We start from the raw sequence: 17,301 nt of genomic DNA on the forward strand, positions 1-17,301 counted from the left end.
CGCGCGAGGCCGCCCGACGTTTCGGGTCGGTGACGACGTGCGCGCGGTCGACGTGCGCGGGGGAGTACCAGGGAATGCCGATCTTCGAGCTCGATGCGGGCCGCCCCGTCCTGGTAGAGCCGATGCAGCCCGCCGCTGGAACCTTCCCGACGGATTCCGCCTCCGTCGTCGCGAACCACCTCGGCAGCCTGCTCGGCGAGCACCTGTTCCCCGTCTCGACTCGCCAGCAGCGCGGCGACGGCCCGCACCTGCTCGCGGTGGACGCCGCCGGTCAGCCGATCGTCGTCGAGGTCGTCTCCACGCTCGACGCCGAGGCGCTCGTGCGGGCGCTGCGGTACGCGGGCGCCGCCGCCCGGCTCACCTCCGCCGACCTCGCGCGCTCATACCACGCCGGCCCCGAGAAGTTCGCGACGGAGCTCGTCGCCTTCCGGGAGAACGTCCCGGTCGCGGCCGTGCACGCCGCCGCCCGGCACGCCGGCGCGCGGCTGCTGCTCGTGTGCTCGGAGGTCGCGGAGGCGGCCGTCGACGCCGTCGAGTTCCTGCGCCAGTCCGGCCGCCAGGTCCAGGTGCTCCAGGTCGGCGTGCTCCAGGGCTCGGACGGCCGCCGCTACGTCGACGTCTCGCCGATGGTCCCCCAGACCCCCGCGCGGCGCGCGGTCGAACCGGCGGTCTTCGAGCCCCTGCCCGAGCCGGGGCCCGTCGCGCATCGCCACGCCGGGCCGGCGCGGGCCGAGCCCGCGTCGCACATCGACCGGATGCGGGACACCGCGTCCACGCCGCCCGTGCCCGCCGAGCCGCCGGAGGCCGCGGCGACCGGTCCGATCCCGAGCGCGGGCGCCGCGGCGCCGGTCGGCACCTTCCCGTTCGTGCTGCCGGTTCCCGTCGGCCCGGCCGCGGGAGTCCCGCTCTCGCCCGACCCGGTGCTCGTCGCGCTCGCGGCGGACCTCGCCACCGCGACCACGCTGGTCTGGGCCCGCCGACGCCGCGGCCAGCGTCTGGTCGCCACGCTCCGCCTCGACGGCCTCCTCCAGCTGCCCGACGGCGCGGTCTTCGCCGATCCGGACGCCGCGGCGGCCGCGGCGTCCGACTCGGAGTACGCGACCGACGGCTGGCGGGTGTGGCGCCTGGGCGACGACGGCCCGACGCTCGGCGACGTCCGGGCCTCCTGAGCCGGGTCAGGCCCGCTCGACCCAGCCGTACCCCAGGAGCCACCGCGCGAGCTCGGCGTACAGGTGCGTCCGGACCGGTTCGGGCGAGAGCGTGAGGTCGTGCACGCCGTCCGCGATCCGGACGACGGTCACCACGGGGCCGAGCTGCACCGCGCGGCGCACGATCACCTCGACGTCGAGCACGGTGTCCGCCGACCGCATGGCCTCGCTCCAGCGCGCGCTGAAGAGGCTGTGCGTGGCGGCGAGCGTGAGGATCGGGACGTCGATCGACAGGCCACGGGCGACCTCGGCGTGGCCGGCGATGATCGCGCGCAGCCAGCCGGCCCGCACCGGGAACGCCGGCGTCGGTCGCCACTGCGGGTCGACGGTCCACTCCCCGCCGCCGGTCACGCCGATCGTGCGCGCGTAGTAGCCCGGGTCGATGTTGGGCAGCGGGGTCTTGGGCTGGAACCGGGCGAGCTGGCTGACGGCGGGCGTGCTGACGTTCCGCAGCACCGCGGAGCCCTGCAGCTCGAGCCACGGGCTGTTGAGCACCAGCGCGCAGACCTCGCCCGGGTTGTGCTCGGCCCAGAGGGCGCCGATGAGCCCGCCGGTCGAGTGGCCCATGTACACGACGCGGACGTCGTCGCCGAGGTCGTCGCGGATCACCGCCATGGCGGCGGCCAGGTCCGCGTCGTATTCGCCGAGGCGCTCGATGTACCCGGGCGTCTGGTAGGGGCGCAGGCTGCGCCCGTACTTGCGCAGGTCGAGCGCGTAGAACCGTGCGCCCTGGCCGTGGAAGAACTCCGCCAGCTCGGTCTGGAAGAAGTAGTCGCTCCAGCCGTGCACGTACAGCACAGCCCTCTCGGCCCCGAGGTCACCAGGCCCGCTCGTGGTCGGGCGCGCGTCCGCGGCCGGGGCAGCGGGCGCGGCCGACGGGCGGTAGCGCACGAGGGTGGCCACGACCGGGCCCTCGTCGTCCACGCCGAGGTCGAGGGACAGCGCCTGGTAGTCGGAGCCGAGAACGTCGGCCGTCCAGGTGGCTGTCATGGCCGGTCAGACCGTCAGCACGATCTTGCCGAACTGCCCGCCCTCATGCATGCGCGCGAGCCCCTCGCCCGCGCGGGCGAGCGGCAGCTCGGTGTCGATCAGGGGCCGGACGCCGGTGCGCACCAGCAGGTTGAGCAGGCCCTCGAAGTCCTCCTTGGAGCCCATGGTCACGCCGACGACGGAGATCTCGAGGAAGAAGATCCGCTGGAGCTCGGCGGCGGAGGCGTCGCCCGACGTCGCGCCCGCGACGACGATCGTCCCGCCCGGCCGGACCGACTTCACCGAGTGGCTCCAGGTCGCGGCGCCGACGGTCTCGAGCACCACGTCGACCTTGGCCGGCAGCCGCCCGCCGGGCTCGAACGCCCCGGCCGCGCCGAGCTCGATCGCGCGCGCCCGCTTGGCGGCGTCCCGGCTGGTCACGTACACCTCGAGCCCGGCCGCCGCGCCGAGCAGCACCGCGGCGGTCGAGACCCCGCCGCCAGCGCCCTGCACCAGCACGCGGTTGCCGGGCTTCGCGCGGCCGGCGGTGAACAGCATCCGGTAGGCGGTCAGCCACGCGGTGGGCAGGCAGGCGGCCTCGGCGAAGGAGAGCTCGGCGGGCTTGTCGACCAGGTTCCAGGTCGGCATCGCGACGCGCTCCGCGAGCGTGCCGGGGTACCGCTCGGAGGGCATGCTCCGTGTCTCGGTCGGGCCGACGCCGTGCCCGGTGGCGCCGATCACGCCGTGCACGACGACCTCACGCCCGTCGGCGGTGACCCCCGCGGCATCGGTGCCGAGGATCATCGGGAGCTGCTTCTCGCGCAGGCCGACCCCGCGCAGGGACCACAGGTCGTGGTGGTTGATGCTCGCCGCGCGCACCTCGATCGTGCTCCAGTGCTCCCGGGCCTCGGGCTCGGGGCGGTCCCCGACCTCGAGGGCGCTCAGGGGGTCGTGCGGGGCGAACCGGGCGGCGTAGGCAGCGAGCATCCGGCCAGCGTAGGGCAGGCGGGCGTGCGCCCACCGCGTGGCGTCGCTAGAGCAGCGGCAGCATCCGGCCGAGGTCGGGCACCGAGTCGGAGGTGAACCGGGGGGCGAGCGCGTCGCCGAGCCGGTCCGGCCCGCGCGGCAGCCGGCCCGTCGCGAGCCGCACCCACAGCAACGGGTCCCGCAGCTCGAGGCTCCAGCCGCCGCGCGCGACGACGATCCCCAGCAGGGCCTGGGCGGTGAGCTCGAGCGCGTCGGGGTCCACGGGGTGGTCCCCGAAGCGCGGGACGGACCGGTCGAGGTCGTCGCCGTGGACCACGAGCTCGATGAGGCGCGAGAGCGCCATGTCGGAGAGCAGGATCGGCGCCCGCGGGGTCTGGACCACGCGGTCGTGGGGGCCGAGCGCCGCGAGCCGGGCCACGGCCGCGGCGGCCATCCGGTCCACGGCGGCCAGCGGGGCCGGCGCGATCTCGGACGCGAGCTCGCGGGTGGACTGCACGACCTCCTCGGAGCGGTCGTGGAACGCGCTGAAGTACTCGGCCAGCGTCAGTGGCGTGACCGCGGGCGCGGCCGGCTCCGCGACGGCGAGCGCGTTCAGGGCGCGGCCCACGTGGGCCACGAGCTCGACGACCGTGTACCCCGGCAGCGCGCTCGGGGCGTCGACGACGTGGCCCGGGTCGTCCGCGAAGACCCGCCCGAGCCAGGCCCGCAACGTGCGCCACTGGCGCTCGAGCAGGGTCGAGGCGGTCGCGAGGTCGGCACGCGTGCTGCGCCCGGTCATGAGAGCCGCCCGGTCATGACAGCCATAGTGCCCCCGGGCCGCGCTCCTCGCCAGGGTCGTTCGCCGCCCGGTCGTTCGCCGCCAGGGGTCGGGCTCAGCCGCCCGCGAGGAACCCCTCGACCATCGGCCCGATCTGGTCGGTCTCGATGAGGAACCCGTCGTGGCCGAAGGTCGAGCGGATCGTCCGGACCGGCCCGGCGCCCGGGATCCCCGCGGCGATCCGGTCCGACTGGCTCGGCGGGAAGAGCCGGTCGGAGTCGACCGCGACCACGAGGGCCCGCGCCGTGATCTGGGCCAGCGCGGCGTCGACCCCGCCGCGATCGCGGCCGAGGTCGTGGGTGATCATCGTGCGGGTGAGCACCACGTAGGTGTTCGCGTCGAACCGGCGGGCCAGCTTGTCGCCGTGGTGGTCGAGGTAGGACTGCACCGCGAACCGGCCGCCGCCGAGCGGGTTCTCGGCCGCCTGCGGGATCCGGCCGAACCGCTCGTCGAGCTCGCGCGCGCTGCGGTAGGAGGCGTGCGCGATCTGGCGCGCGATCCCGAGGCCGACGTGCGGCCCCTCGCCGTCGGGCGCGTCGTAGTAGTCGCCGTCGGCGAAGCGCGGATCCGCGCGGATGGCGCCGATCTGGGTATGGAAGTTCGCGATCTGGTCGCCGGAGGTCTGCGCGGACGTCGCGATCGCGGCGACCGCGCGGACCCGGCTGGGGTTGGACGCCGCCCACTCGAGCGCGCGCAGCCCGCCGAGCGAGCCACCCACCACGAGCGCCCACGCGTCGATGCCGAGCGCGTCCGTGAGGCCGACCTCGACCGCGACCTGGTCGCGGACCGTGATGTGGGGGAACCGCCCGCCCCAGGGCCGGCCGTCGGGCGCCGTCGAGGCCGGCCCGGTCGAACCCTGGCAGCCACCGAGCACGTTGGGCACGACGACGAAGTAGCGGTCGGTGTCGATCGGCGCCCCGGGCCCGACGAGCGTCGACCACCAGCCCGCCGTCGGGTGGCCCGGACCGGCCGCGCCGGTCACGTGCGAGTCGCCGGTCAGCGCGTGCATGACCAGCACGGCGTTGTCGCGCGCCGGCGACAGGGTGCCCCACGTCTCGTAGGCGAGCCGGACGGCGGGCAGTCGCTCGCCGGCCTCGAGCTCGACCGGGCCGACGTCGACGAACTGCCGGCGACCGACCTCGTCGCCCTCGCGCCAGGCGGCGGACGCGGGGATCGGCCCGGGGGCGGGCGCGTCGACCCGTCGCCGCGTGGGCACGTGCGCCCGGCGCGGCGACGGCGCGGGGGCCGCCGGGCGGGCGGCTCGGCGGCGTCGGTCGCTGGACATAGCGTCCAAATCTACGCGCCCGGCCGTGGGCGCGCCCGGACCGTCCACGCCGGCCTCGGCGGCGGGGGAGGACGGCCCGGGCTGCGCCCCGGACGCGGGTCTCGGCACGAGGTCAGGCGCCCTTGGCGGCGCGGAAGCCCGCATCCAGGTCGGCCAGGATGTCGTCGATGTGCTCGATCCCGACGGCGAGCCGCACGAGCCCCGGGGTGACCCCCGACAGGGCCTGCTCCTGCGGCGTGAGCTGGCTGTGCGTCGTCGACGCCGGGTGGATCACGAGCGAGCGGACGTCGCCGATGTTGGCGACGTTCGAGTGCAGCTCGAGCGCGGACACGAACGCCTTGCCCGCCTCCGCGCCTCCGTCGATCTCGAACGCGAGCACGGCGCCGGACCCGCGCGGCGCGTATTTCAGGGCGCGGTCGTGCCACGGGCTCGAGGCGAGCCCGGCGTAGTGCACGCCCAGGACGTCGTCGCGGGCCTCGAGCCACTCGGCGACCTTCTGCGCGTTGGCGACGTGGCGCTCGATGCGCAGCGACAGGGTCTCGATGCCCTGTTCGATGAGGAACGCGTTGAACGGCGAGATCGCGGGGCCGAGGTCGCGCAGCAGCTGGACGCGGGCCTTGAGAATGTACGAGAGGTTCACCGGGGCGAACGCGCCGCCGACGCCGAGATCCCGGGCGAACACGAGGCCGTGGTAGCTCGGGTCCGGGGTGTTGAAGTTCGGGAACCGCTCGGGGTGCTGCGCGTAGTCGAACGTGCCGCCGTCGACGATGACGCCGCCGATGGCCGTGCCGTGCCCGCCGAGGTACTTCGTCGCCGAGTGCACGACGACGTCGGCCCCGAACTCGATCGGGCGGATCAGGTACGGCGTCGCGACGGTGTTGTCGACGACGAGCGGCAGGCCAGCGGTGTGCGCGACCTCGGCGACCGCCTCGATGTCGAGGATGTCCGAGCGCGGGTTCGGGATGGTCTCGGCGAAGACCAGCTTGGTGTTCGGGCGGATCGCGTCGCGCCAGGACTGCGGGTCGTGCGGGTCGTCAACGAAGCTCGTGGTGATGCCGAGCTTGGGCAGCGTGTAGTGGAAGAGGTTGTAGGTGCCGCCATACAGGCTCGGGCTCGAGACGATGTGGTCGCCCGACTCCGCGATGTTGAGGATCGCGATCGTCGTGGCGGCCGAGCCGGAGGCCAGGAAGAGGGCGCCGACGCCGCCCTCGAGCGAGGCGACCCGGTTCTCGACGACCTCCGTCGTCGGGTTGCCGATGCGGGTGTAGATCGGGCCGAGGTCCTTGAGTGCGAACCGGTCGGCGGCGACCTCGGCGCTCGGGAAGACGTACGACGTCGTCTGGTAGATGGGCAGCGCGCGAGCGCCGGTGGCGGGGTCCGGGGTCTGGCCGGCGTGGATCTGGCGGGTCTCGAAGGACCAGGCGTCGTTCACAGGTGTGCTCCTTGGGCAGGCCGCGGTGCGATGCCCGGCGTGTTGACCGGTCCGCCCGCGAGGGGGGGTGGGGGTCGCACGAAAGGGGGTGCCAGCCGGGGAGGAGGCGAGGGCCGCCCGCAGGGGCGAGCCGCCTCATCGGGCGATGGGCACAGCCGAACGTGCGGGGTCAGCGACACATTCGGCGGGACATGGGGCCGAGACTACGAGCAGGCGTCCTCATGATGGAACAGGCGTCTCACTGGATGGACGCGATGAGCAGGTGGCAGGCCTCCGGATAGCCCCAGATGGGGCGCCCGGGCGCCGATTCGGGTAGAGCGTCCCGAATGACATCCGTGTGACTCATGTGACTGGTGTGACTCGTGTTCACTTCTGGGACTCGAGTCGATAGCGTTCGTCTAGGCCCGCATCTCGCGCGGCCGTGATGAGGAGTGCACCCGCGTGCGATTCGAACCCCAGGCCCGCCTGCGTAGGCCGCTCGCTGTGCTCTCGCTCGGACTGATCGTCGCGCTCGGCCCGGCAGCCACGTCGGTCGCCGACCCGGTCGACCCGTCGCAGGAGGCGCTCGACTCCGCGCGCAGCGCCGTGACCGCCGGCGTCAGCGCGATCGCGGACATCGAGGTGCAGCTCGCGCAGCAGAGCGTCACGCGGGACACGGCCTACGCCGCGGCGGCCGCGGCGGGCGAGGCCTACCTCCAGGCGGACCAGGCGCGGCAGGCCGCCGAGGCCGCCGCGACCCGCGCGGCCGAACTGCTCGCTGCCGCCAACGCCGACACGGAGGCCTCGCGCCGCACCCTCGTCGCGATCGCCCTCTCCGCCGCGCGTTCGGGCAGCTCGATGGACGGCGTGGCGGCGTTCCTCTCGGCCGACGGCTTCGACGACGTCGTCGAGCGCAGCACGGCGCTCAGCCGCATGGGCGCCAAGGCCGACCGCGCGGTGCAGGAGTTCAAGGCGTCGACGCTCGTCGCGAACGCGCTGAGCGAGCGCGCCGACGAGGCCGTCGCCGAGCGGGAGCGGACGGCGAACGAGGCCGAGGCCGCCCTCGCCACCGCCACCACCGCGCAGGCCGACGCCGACGCGGCGGTCGCCGCGGCGACGGCGCAGCGCGAGTCCCTCATCGTCCAGCTCGCCGCGGCGCGCAGCACCACCGCGGAGATCGAGCGGGCCCGCCAGGATCAGATCGACGCCGACCGGGCGGTGCGTGCCAGCGCCGCCGCCCAGGCCGCGCGCACGGTGGTGGCCGTGGCAGCCAGCCCGGCCGCGACGCCGGCGGCGAGCGCGCCCGCGGCCGCCCAGCCCGCGACGCCGGCCGCGACCGCGCCCGCCGCTACCGCGCCCGGCGCGCCCGCCCCGGCGCCCGCGCCGGCGGCACCCGCCCCGGCCGCGCCGGCACCCGTCGTCGCGCCGCCCGTGTCCGTGCCGAGCGGGAGCTCGCGCGGTTCGGCGGCCCAGGGCGCCGCCGCGGTCGCGTGGGCCACGGGCCAGCTCGGCCTGCCGTACGTGTGGGGCGCGACCGGACCCGGGTCGTACGACTGCTCGGGCTTCACCTCGACCGCCTGGCGGAACGCGGGCCTGAGCATCGGCCGCACGTCCCGCCAGCAGTACTCGGCGAGCCTGAAGATCAGCTACAACGACCTGCGGCCGGGTGACCTCGTGTTCTGGGGGACCAACCCGGGTGACCCGTCGACCGTCTACCACGTGGCGATGTGGGCGGGCAACGGCCAGATCGTCGAGGCCGCACGGCCGGGCGTGCCGACGCACGTCGCGCCGATGCGCTGGGCCAGCACGATGGACTTCGCCGGCCGCCCCTGACCCGCAGCCCTCGGGCCGCCTCGCGGGGCGCCGCGCTGCTCGGTACCCGCACGCACGCTCGGTACCCGCACGCACGCTCGGTACCCGCACGCACGAGCGCCGAGCGGGTCCGTGGGACCAGCTCGGCGCTCGCATGCGGCGGTGTCGGGGGAGTCAGTGACCGTTCGCGTAGTAGCCGGTGTCGATCGCGCGCTGGCGTGAGCGCTGGATCTCCGCCTCGGCGTCATCGCGGCCGACCCAGTGGGCGCCCTCGACGGACTTGCCCGGCTCGAGGTCCTTGTAGACCTCGAAGAAGTGCTGGATCTCGAGGCGGTGGAAGTCGGACACGTCGTCGATGTCCTGGCGCCAGCTCGCGCGCTGGTCGCCGGCCGGCACGCACAGCACCTTGTCGTCGCCGCCGGCCTCGTCGCGCATGCGGAACATGCCGAGCGCGCGGCACCGGATCAGGCAGCCCGGGAAGGTGGGCTCCTCCAGGAGCACGAGCGCGTCGAGCGGGTCGCCGTCCTCGCCCAGGGTGCCGTCGATGAAGCCGTAGTCGTCCGGGTAGCGCGTCGAGGTGAACAGCATGCGGTCGAGGCGGATCCGCCCGGTCGCATGGTCCATCTCGTACTTGTTGCGCTGACCCTTCGGGATCTCGATCGTGACGTCGAACTCCACTGTGCTCCTCCGCGAGGCGCGCCCGGCCATCCGTACGGCAGGCCGCTGGTTGAGGGAACTAGTGTGACGCACCGACGGGCGGTACGCGCCCGAACCGCGCGAACGGCGCACAAACGCATGGGCGAGGACGACGCATGGGCAGGGCCGGCAGGGTCACCGGGGTCGCCGCGCTCGTCGTGCTGCTCGGCGCCGGCGGCTACGGGACGGCCGACGCCTACGACCTGGTGCCCGGGATCGTCACGCTCGCGCCGTCGCCGGCCCCGCCCGAGCCGTTCCCGACCGCGCCCGGGGCCGTCCCCGCGCCCGCGCCCACGGGCGTGCTCGCGGACCTGGCGACGGACGCGCCGGTGCCGGCGGCGGACCGAGTCGCCGGGCTGCTGGCGGCCCTGGTCGCGGACACCCGGCTCGGCCCGTCGGTCGGCGCCGTCGTGGTCGACCAGCTGACGGGCGACGTCCTGGCCGAGCACGACGCCGCCGGAGCGCACACGCCGGCGTCGACCGCGAAGCTGGTCACCGCGGTCGCGGCGCTCAGCGCGATCGGGGCCGACGAGACCGTGCGCACGGCCGTGGTGCGCGGCGGCGACGGCGAGATCGTGCTCGTCGGGGGCGGCGACATGATGCTGGCGGCGGGCGCGGGCGACCTCACCACGGTCAACGGGCGGGCCGGCCTCGCCGATCTCGCCACCTCGGTCGCGCACGAGCTCGCCCTCGCCGGGACGACGACGGTCACCCTCGGCGTCGACGACACCCTGTTCTCCGGGCCCGCCGTCAGCCCGGGCTGGGACGCGAGCGACCTGTCCAACGGCTTCACCGCGCCGATCAGCGCCCTCGCGGTCGACATCGCCGCGCTGCGCGACGACGTCGACTACCCGCCGCGCGAGGCCGACCCCGCCCTCGCGGCCGCGCGGCAGTTCGCCACCGCGCTCGCGGCCGCCGGGATCACCGTCTCCGGTGCGCCGACCCGGACTACGGCCACCGCGGGAGCCGTCGAGCTCGGCGCGGTCGAGTCCGCACCCCTGGGCGAGGTCGTGGAGTACTTCCTCACGTCGTCCGACAACGCGATCACCGAGGTGGTCGCGCGGCTCGTCGCGCTCGACGCGGGCCTGCCCGCGAGCTTCGACGGCGCGACCGAGGCGGTGCTCGCGCAGGTCCGCCAGCTCGGGGTCGACACGACGGGTGCTCGCCTCGTGGATGCCAGCGGGCTCGCGGACGGGTCGGCGCTGCCGGCCACGACCCTGCTCGGCCTCCTGCGGGCGATCACCGACCCCGGCCACCCCGAGCTGCGGGAGGTCGCGGTCGGGATGCCGATCGGCGGGCTCCGCGGGACGCTCAGCGACCGCTTCCTCGCCTCGCCGGCGCGCGGGCTCGTGCGCGCGAAGACGGGCAGCCTGACCGGGGTCACCTCCCTCGCCGGCACGGTGGTCAGCGCCGACGGCCGCCAGCTGCTGTTCGTCGTGCTCGCGGACCAGACGCCGGCGGGCGGGCAGGGCGGCCCGCGCCAGGCGATCGACGCGTTCGTCGGGCAGCTCGCCGCCTGCGGCTGCAGCTGACCGGTCGCCGCCGGTCGCGCCGTCGCGCGGCTACCGTGGCGGGATGAGCTCGAACCCGCACGCCGACGCCGCCCCCGACGCGGCGGCGTCCGCGGCAGTTCCCAGCCCGGTGAACTGGCCGCTCGCGGCGCGCCTCGCCGAGCGGCTGGTCCGGCCTGGCCCGGAGTCCGACCGCGGGGAGGCCATCGCCCTCGTCGAGGGCCTGCGCGCGGCGGCGGCCGCGGCGGCCGGGCACGTCTCGCGGATCACCGGCCTCGTCCCCGCCGACGGCTCGGACCCCGCGGTGGCCGGCGTCTCCCGCGTCCTCGTGCTCGACCGCCCGGGCTGGGCCCGCGCGAACACCGAGATCCTCGCCGCGCTCACCGCCGACGTCGCGATCCGGCCGGGCGGGAAGGTCCCCTCGCGCGCGACTCGGGCCGCCGGCGCCGCGGAGGCCGCGGGCGTGCTCGCGCTGCTGTCGGGGAAGGTGCTCGGCCAGTTCGACCCGTTCAGCCGGCGGCCCGAGGCGGGCGCGGGCGCAACGGTGCCGGGCCGGCTCCTGCTGATCGCGCCGAACGTGCTGCAGGTCGAGCGTGACCTCAACGTCGTCCCGGCGGACTTTCGCCTGTGGGTCGCCCTGCACGAGCAGACGCACGCGCTGCAGTTCGCGGCCGCGCCGTGGCTCGCCGAGCACCTGCGCGAGCGGATCGGCGCGCTGCTGGGCGACCTCACCCGCGAGCAGGGCGGCGACGCGGAGCGGGTCCGCGCCTTCGTCGGGCTCGTCGCGCGGCTGGTGCGCGGCGACGACGACGGGTCCGGCCTCGACGCGCTGCTGCAGCCCGACGAGCGGCGGGTCCTCGCCGAGGTCAGCGCCGTGATGGCGCTGCTCGAGGGGCACGCCGACGTCGCGATGGACGCCGTCGGCCGCGCCGTCGTGCCGACCGTCCGCCAGATCCGCGCCCGGTTCGAGTCCCGCCGGTCCGCCCCGGGCCGCCGCGGCCCGGCGGACCGCGTGCTGCGCCGGCTGCTCGGCCTGGACCAGAAGCTCGCGCAGTACCGCGAGGGCGCCGCGTTCGTGCGGGCGGTGACCGGCGCGGTCGGGCAGGACGGCCTCAACGCGGCCTGGCTCGAGCCCGCGAACCTGCCGCAGTCGCGCGAGATCGTGGACCCGCGCGCGTGGGTCCGGCGCGTCCATGGCTGAGGCCCGATGACGGGGCCGCCCCCGGCGGTCGCCGCGGCCCGGGTCGCGGTGCGGGCCGACCTCGCTGACCTGCCCCCGGGCGCGCTCGTGCTCGTGGCGTGCTCGGGCGGGCCGGACTCGCTCGCGCTCGCCGCGACGACGGCGTTCGTCTCGGCGCGCGCCGGGCTGCGTGCCGGCGCCGTCGTCGTCGACCACGGGCTCCAGGCGGGCAGCGCGGACGTCGCGCGCGACGCCGCGCGGGCCTGCCGGGACCTCGGGCTCGACCCGGTCCGGGTCGTGGCGGTCGAGGTCGGCGGCGGCGGCGGGCCGGAGGCCGCGGCCCGGTCGGCCCGGTACACCGCGCTCGAGGCCGCGGCGACCGAGCTCGGCGCCGCCGCGGTGCTGCTCGGGCACACGCTTGACGACCAGGCGGAGACGGTGCTGCTCGCGCTGGCCCGGGGGTCGGGCGCGCGCTCGCTCGCGGGCATGCCCGCGCGCCGCGGGTCGCTGCGCCGGCCCCTGCTCGGCCTGCGCCGCGAGCAGACCCTGGCGGTCTGCGCCGCGCTCGGCCTCGCCCCGTGGCACGACCCGACCAACGGCGGGCCTTGCGCCCCCGTGGCGCCCGCGGCGGCGTCGGCGCAGACCGCCGCGGCGGGGCCCGCGCAGCGCCGCCGCGAGGTCCGCCACCGCGTGCTCCCGCTGCTCGAGGACGTGCTCGGGCCGGGCGTGGCCCTCGCCCTCGCGCGGACGGGCGACCAGCTCCGTGAGGACGCCGAGGCCCTCGAGGCGCTCGCGGCCACGCTGCTCGCGGCGGCCGAGGCCGCGGCGGCCGAGACCACGGCGGCCGGGCCTGCGGGGGCGGACCCTGCCGGGGCGGGGCTCGACGTCGACCTGCTCGCCGCCGCGCCGGCCGCGGTGCGCCGGCGGGCGCTGCGCCTGGCAGCGATCGGCGCGGGCTGCCCGCCGGGGGCGCTGCACCGCGCGCACGTGCTCGCGATGGACGCGCTCGTGACCGCGTGGCACGGCCAGGCCGGCGTCGATCTGCCCGGCCGAATCGCCCTGGCGCGCGCATGTGGGAGGCTGACCTTTCACAACCCCCAGTACTGAGGAGCACCACCGGTGGACGCTGCGGACATGGGTGACGACCTTGAGCGAGTTCTCCTGACGGAGGAGCAGCTCGGGGTGCGGCTCGATGAGATGGCGGCCCAGATCGACGCCGACTACGCCGGCAAGTCGGTGCTCCTGGTCGGCGTGCTCAAGGGCGCTGTCATGGTGATGGCGGATCTTGCGCGCCGCCTGCACTGCCAGGTGGACATGGACTGGATGGCGGTCTCGTCCTACGGCTCCGGCACCAAGTCCTCCGGGGTCGTGCGCATCCTCAAGGACCTCGACGCCGACCTGCACGGGCGCCACGTCCTGATCGTCGAGGACATCATCGATTCGGGGCTGACCCTGTCCTGGCTGCTGTCCAACCTGCGCAGCCGCGGCCCGGAGAGCGTCGAGATCGCGACCATGCTCCGCAAGCCCGACGCGGCCAAGGTCGAGGTCGACGTGCGCTACGTCGGCTTCGAGATCCCGAACGAGTTCGTGGTCGGCTTCGGCCTGGACTACGGGGAGCGGTACCGCAACCTGCCGTTCGTCGGCACGCTCGCCCCGCACGTCTACAGCCACTGAGCCGCACGACGCGATCTGGCGTGGCCTTGGCCCTGGGCGAACACGCACCCCTGCGGCCAGGTTCAGCGTGTAACTTCAAGCTTCCGACCGTCCTCTGCGACCTGGAGGGATGAGGGGGCTCTGCCCCCGTCGCCCATGAATCTCAAGCGCCTCATCCGCGGCCCCGCGCTGTGGATCGTCCTGGGAGTCGCGATCCTCTGGATCGCCGCCTCCACCCTGCTGGCCCCGACCGTGCAGCGCGTCGACACGTCCGTAGGGCTCGAGCTGCTCGCCGACGGCAAGGTCGACCAGGCCCTGATCACCGACGGGGAGCAGCGGGTCGACCTCACGCTGACCAAGGACTACGTCGTCGGCGACGAGAACAAGGGCAAGAGCGTCGAGTTCTACTACGTCGCGCCGCAGGGTGAGGCGATCGTGGCCGCGGTCGCCGACGCGAACCCGGACGGCGGGTTCAACTCCGACGTGCCGAAGCAGTCGTGGTGGGCGAGCCTGCTGAGCCTCCTGCTGCCGTTCATCATCATCCTGGCGATCTTCTGGTTCCTCATGTCCAACATGCAGGGCGGCGGGTCGAAGGTGATGAGCTTCGGCAAGTCGAAGGCGAAGCTGGTCAACAAGGAGTCCCCGCAGGTCAGCTTCGCCGACGTCGCGGGCGTCGACGAGGCGGTCGAGGAGCTCGTCGAGATCAAAGAGTTCCTCGCCGAGCCGGCCAAGTTCCAGGCCGTCGGCGCGAAGATCCCCAAGGGCGTGCTGCTGTACGGCCAGCCCGGCACAGGCAAGACCCTGCTGGCCCGCGCGGTCGCGGGCGAGGCCGGGGTGCCGTTCTACTCGATCTCCGGGTCGGACTTCGTCGAGATGTTCGTCGGCGTCGGCGCGAGCCGCGTGCGCGACCTGTTCGAGCAGGCCAAGCAGAACGCCCCGGCGATCATCTTCATCGACGAGATCGACGCCGTCGGCCGCCACCGCGGCGCCGGCATGGGCGGCGGCCACGACGAGCGCGAGCAGACCCTCAACCAGATGCTGGTCGAGATGGACGGCTTCGACGCCAACGCGAACGTCATCCTCATCGCGGCCACCAACCGGCCCGACATCCTCGACCCCGCGCTGCTGCGGCCCGGCCGGTTCGACCGGCAGGTCGCGGTGGACCCGCCCGACCTCAAGGGCCGCGCGCAGATCCTCACCGTGCACGCCAAGGGCAAGCCGATGGCGCCCGTCGTCGACCTCGAGGCCGTCGCCCGGCGCACCCCGGGCTTCACCGGCGCGGACCTCGCGAACGTCCTGAACGAGGCCGCGCTGCTGACCGCCCGCACGGGCGGCCAGCTCATCGGCGACCACGAGCTCGACGAGGCGATCGATCGCGTGATCGCGGGCCCGCAGAAGCGCACCCGCATCATGAAGCTCGCGCAGCAGAAGATCACGGCGTACCACGAGGGCGGGCACGCGATCGTGGCCGCCGCGCTGCGCTACACCGACCCGGTCACGAAGGTGACGATCCTGCCGCGCGGGCGCGCCCTCGGCTACACCATGGTGATGCCGCTCGAGGACAAGTACTCGACCACCCGCAACGAGCTGCTCGACACGCTCGCGTACTCGATGGGCGGCCGCGTCGCGGAGGAGCTCGTCTTCCACGACCCGACCACGGGCGCCTCCAACGACATCGAGAAGGCCACCGAGACCGCTCGCACGATGGTCACGCAGTTCGGCATGAGCGAGAAGATCGGCGCGATCAAGCTCGGCCAGGGCTCCGGCGAGGTTTTCATGGGCCGCGACATGGGTCACGGCCGCGAGTACTCCGAGACGGTCGCCGCCCTCGTCGACGTCGAGGTCCGGCGCCTGATCGAGGCCGCGCACGACGAGGCGTGGTCGATCCTGGTGGAGTACCGCGAGGTGCTCGACGACCTCGTGCTCCAGCTCCTGGAGCACGAGACCCTCAACCAGGCCGAGCTCGCCACGATCTTCGCGCCGATCGTCAAGCGGGACGCGCGCGACATCTGGCTCTCGTCCGAGGAGCGCGCCGTCTCGCACCGGCCTCCGGTGCTCACGGCGGACGAGCGGGCTACCCTCAACGGGAACCCACCGCTGCCGCAGGACCAGGCCGCGGCCGCCAAGGACGAGCACCCCGCGGCGGTCATCGTCGAGGTGCCGCCGGGCGAGTTCCCCGGGGCCGGGCTGCAGGACTGAGCCGGTGACGTCCACGGAGGTATCCAAGGTCTCGGCGTCGTACGACGGAGCGCGGGTCGAGGCCGCGATCCGCGAGCTGCTCATCGCGGTCGGCGAGGACCCCGACCGCGAGGGGCTGCGCGAGACGCCGTCGCGGGTGGCGCGCGCCTACGCCGAGACGTTCGCCGGCCTGCGCCAGAGCGCGGCCGACGTGCTCAGCACGACGTTCGACCTCGGGCACGAGGAGATGGTGCTGGTCAAGGACATCGAGGTGTACTCGACGTGCGAGCACCACCTCGTGCCCTTCCACGGCGTCGCGCACGTCGGGTACATCCCCTCGGTCAACGGCCGCGTCGCCGGGCTGAGCAAGCTGGCCCGGCTGGTCGACGTCTTCGCCCGGCGCCCCCAGGTTCAGGAGCGCCTGACGTCCCAGATCGCCGACGCGCTCGTGGAGTACCTCGAGCCGGCCGGCGCGATCGTCGTGATCGAGTGCGAGCACCTGTGCATGTCGATGCGCGGCGTCCGCAAGCCCGGATCCCGGACCGTCACGTCCGCCGTCCGTGGGCAGATGAGGGACATCGCGACGCGGGCCGAGGCCATGAGCCTCATCATCGGCCGGTGACCGCAGCCGGGCGCTTAGGCTAACGCCGTGCCTGTCACCGTCACACCGCTGCCCGCCTCGCCGGCCGGGCTGCCCCAGCGGCTCCGCGACCTGCGGCGCACGCTCGTCATGGGTGTCGTCAACGTGACCCCCGACTCGTTCTCCGACGGCGGCCGCTGGTTCGAGCCGGGCGCCGCCGTCCGGCACGGGCTCACGCTGCTCGCCGACGGCGCGGACCTCGTCGACGTCGGCGGGGAGTCGACCCGGCCGGGAGCCGGCCGGGTGCCGGTCGCCGCCGAGCTCGAACGGGTCCTGCCCGTCGTCGAGGCCCTCGTCGCCGAGGGCGCCGTCGTCAGCATCGACACCACGCGCGCGTCGGTCGCGCGCGCGGCGCTCGACCGGGGGGCGCTGGTGGTCAACGACGTCTCGGGCGGCCTCGCCGACCCCGCGATGTACGCGGCGATCGCCCAAACCGGCGCGGTCTATGTCGCGATGCACTGGCGCGGCCACGCGGACGTCATGGACTCCCTCGACGTGTACGACGACGTCGTCGCGGACGTGCGCAGCGAGCTCGCCGCGCGCCTGGCGGAGCTCCTGGCCGCTGGCGTGCGGGCGGACCAGGTCGTGCTGGATCCCGGGCTCGGCTTCGCCAAGCCCGGCTCGAGCAACTGGCCGTTGCTCGCGCATCTCGAAGCCCTCGCCTCCCTCAGCCAGCCGGTGCTGGTCGGCGCGTCCCGCAAGCGCTTCCTCGGCCACCTCCTCGCCGGACCCGGTGGAGAGCCGGTGGCCCCGGCCGCGCGGGACGACGCGACGGTGGCGGTCACCGCCCTCGCCGCCGCGGCGGGCGCGTGGTGCGTGCGGGTGCACGAGGTCGTGGGATCGGCCGCGGCGGTGCGGGTGGCGGCCGCGTGGACGGCGGCCGCCCGCACCGGCGCGGCCGGGCAGCTGGGCCGGGCATTCGAGGGAACGATCGACGACGAGACAAGGACGTGA

Annotated in this window: 15 protein-coding genes; 9 read left to right on the top strand and 6 right to left on the bottom strand. The window is 74.9% G+C overall.

Features of this window, described 5'->3' with window-relative positions; all coding sequences use genetic code 11:
* Positions 1-74 precede the first annotated feature (74 nt).
* A complete protein-coding gene (locus tag J4E96_RS01660; RefSeq protein WP_227424076.1) occupies positions 75-1,169 on the top strand; it encodes a restriction system modified-DNA reader domain-containing protein in 1,095 nt (364 codons plus the stop codon).
* A gap of 6 nt (positions 1,170-1,175) precedes the next feature.
* Here the strand turns inward: J4E96_RS01660 and J4E96_RS01665 are convergent, their stop codons facing one another.
* The 5 genes from J4E96_RS01665 to J4E96_RS01685 form a co-directional block, all read right to left on the bottom strand.
* Positions 1,176-2,198 (bottom strand): alpha/beta hydrolase, encoded by a 1,023-nt coding sequence (locus tag J4E96_RS01665; protein ID WP_227424077.1) that lies wholly within the window; start codon positions 2,196-2,198, stop codon positions 1,176-1,178.
* Positions 2,199-2,204: 6 nt separating this feature from the next.
* Positions 2,205-3,164: a zinc-binding dehydrogenase gene (locus J4E96_RS01670; RefSeq protein WP_227424078.1), complete on the bottom strand. Its 960-nt coding sequence runs from the start codon at positions 3,162-3,164 to the stop codon at positions 2,205-2,207.
* Between the two features lie 46 nt (positions 3,165-3,210).
* Entirely contained in the window at positions 3,211-3,942 is a 732-nt protein-coding gene (locus J4E96_RS01675; protein ID WP_227424079.1) for a maleylpyruvate isomerase N-terminal domain-containing protein, read from the bottom strand.
* A gap of 94 nt (positions 3,943-4,036) precedes the next feature.
* On the bottom strand, positions 4,037-5,266 hold the full coding sequence (gene metX / locus J4E96_RS01680; RefSeq protein WP_227424080.1) for a homoserine O-acetyltransferase MetX: 1,230 nt from the start codon (positions 5,264-5,266) through the stop codon (positions 4,037-4,039).
* A gap of 112 nt (positions 5,267-5,378) precedes the next feature.
* On the bottom strand, positions 5,379-6,698 hold the full coding sequence (locus J4E96_RS01685; protein WP_227424081.1) for a bifunctional o-acetylhomoserine/o-acetylserine sulfhydrylase: 1,320 nt from the start codon (positions 6,696-6,698) through the stop codon (positions 5,379-5,381).
* 441 nt (positions 6,699-7,139) lie between these two features.
* On the opposite strand from J4E96_RS01685, the gene J4E96_RS01690 reads away from it, so the two are divergent.
* Positions 7,140-8,510 (top strand): C40 family peptidase, encoded by a 1,371-nt coding sequence (locus J4E96_RS01690; protein ID WP_227424082.1) that lies wholly within the window; start codon positions 7,140-7,142, stop codon positions 8,508-8,510.
* Between the two features lie 153 nt (positions 8,511-8,663).
* Here J4E96_RS01690 and J4E96_RS01695 read toward each other — a convergent pair whose 3' ends face one another.
* Complete coding sequence (locus tag J4E96_RS01695) at positions 8,664-9,167, bottom strand: inorganic diphosphatase (RefSeq protein ID WP_227424083.1); 504 nt, start codon at positions 9,165-9,167, stop codon at positions 8,664-8,666.
* A gap of 134 nt (positions 9,168-9,301) precedes the next feature.
* Here J4E96_RS01695 and dacB point away from each other — a divergent pair, with 134 nt between their 5' ends.
* The 7 genes from dacB (at position 9,302) to folP (ending at position 17,301) form a co-directional block, all read left to right on the top strand.
* On the top strand, positions 9,302-10,717 hold the full coding sequence (gene dacB / locus J4E96_RS01700) for a D-alanyl-D-alanine carboxypeptidase/D-alanyl-D-alanine endopeptidase (RefSeq protein WP_227424084.1): 1,416 nt from the start codon (positions 9,302-9,304) through the stop codon (positions 10,715-10,717).
* A gap of 43 nt (positions 10,718-10,760) precedes the next feature.
* Positions 10,761-11,897: a zinc-dependent metalloprotease gene (locus J4E96_RS01705; protein WP_227424085.1), complete on the top strand. Its 1,137-nt coding sequence runs from the start codon at positions 10,761-10,763 to the stop codon at positions 11,895-11,897.
* 6 nt (positions 11,898-11,903) lie between these two features.
* A complete protein-coding gene (gene tilS, locus J4E96_RS01710) occupies positions 11,904-12,983 on the top strand; it encodes a tRNA lysidine(34) synthetase TilS (RefSeq protein ID WP_227424086.1) in 1,080 nt (359 codons plus the stop codon).
* Positions 12,984-12,995: 12 nt separating this feature from the next.
* Positions 12,996-13,550: a hypoxanthine phosphoribosyltransferase gene (gene hpt, locus J4E96_RS01715; protein ID WP_227424087.1), complete on the top strand. Its 555-nt coding sequence runs from the start codon at positions 12,996-12,998 to the stop codon at positions 13,548-13,550.
* Between the two features lie 135 nt (positions 13,551-13,685).
* A complete protein-coding gene (gene ftsH / locus J4E96_RS01720) occupies positions 13,686-15,728 on the top strand; it encodes an ATP-dependent zinc metalloprotease FtsH (protein ID WP_227424088.1) in 2,043 nt (680 codons plus the stop codon).
* 4 nt (positions 15,729-15,732) lie between these two features.
* Positions 15,733-16,329: a GTP cyclohydrolase I FolE gene (folE, locus tag J4E96_RS01725; RefSeq protein WP_227424089.1), complete on the top strand. Its 597-nt coding sequence runs from the start codon at positions 15,733-15,735 to the stop codon at positions 16,327-16,329.
* 27 nt (positions 16,330-16,356) lie between these two features.
* On the top strand, positions 16,357-17,301 hold the full coding sequence (gene folP, locus J4E96_RS01730) for a dihydropteroate synthase (protein ID WP_406620207.1): 945 nt from the start codon (positions 16,357-16,359) through the stop codon (positions 17,299-17,301).

The organism is Pengzhenrongella sicca (assembly GCF_017569225.1).
Taxonomy (GTDB): domain Bacteria; phylum Actinomycetota; class Actinomycetes; order Actinomycetales; family Cellulomonadaceae; genus Pengzhenrongella; species Pengzhenrongella sicca.

What these genes read in the sequence shown, in the direction of transcription:
- J4E96_RS01660 (WP_227424076.1), top strand. Translation starts at nt 75, where the DNA reads ATGCCGATCTTCGAGCTCGATGCGGGCCGCCCCGTCCTGGTAGAGCCG.
- J4E96_RS01665 (WP_227424077.1), bottom strand. Translation starts at nt 2,198, where the DNA reads ATGACAGCCACCTGGACGGCCGACGTTCTCGGCTCCGACTACCAGGCG.
- J4E96_RS01670 (WP_227424078.1), bottom strand. Translation starts at nt 3,164, where the DNA reads ATGCTCGCTGCCTACGCCGCCCGGTTCGCCCCGCACGACCCCCTGAGC.
- J4E96_RS01675 (WP_227424079.1), bottom strand. Translation starts at nt 3,942, where the DNA reads ATGACCGGGCGCAGCACGCGTGCCGACCTCGCGACCGCCTCGACCCTG.
- metX (WP_227424080.1), bottom strand. Translation starts at nt 5,266, where the DNA reads ATGTCCAGCGACCGACGCCGCCGAGCCGCCCGCCCGGCGGCCCCCGCG.
- dacB (WP_227424084.1), top strand. Translation starts at nt 9,302, where the DNA reads ATGGGCAGGGCCGGCAGGGTCACCGGGGTCGCCGCGCTCGTCGTGCTG.
- J4E96_RS01705 (WP_227424085.1), top strand. Translation starts at nt 10,761, where the DNA reads ATGAGCTCGAACCCGCACGCCGACGCCGCCCCCGACGCGGCGGCGTCC.
- tilS (WP_227424086.1), top strand. Translation starts at nt 11,904, where the DNA reads ATGACGGGGCCGCCCCCGGCGGTCGCCGCGGCCCGGGTCGCGGTGCGG.
- ftsH (WP_227424088.1), top strand. Translation starts at nt 13,686, where the DNA reads ATGAATCTCAAGCGCCTCATCCGCGGCCCCGCGCTGTGGATCGTCCTG.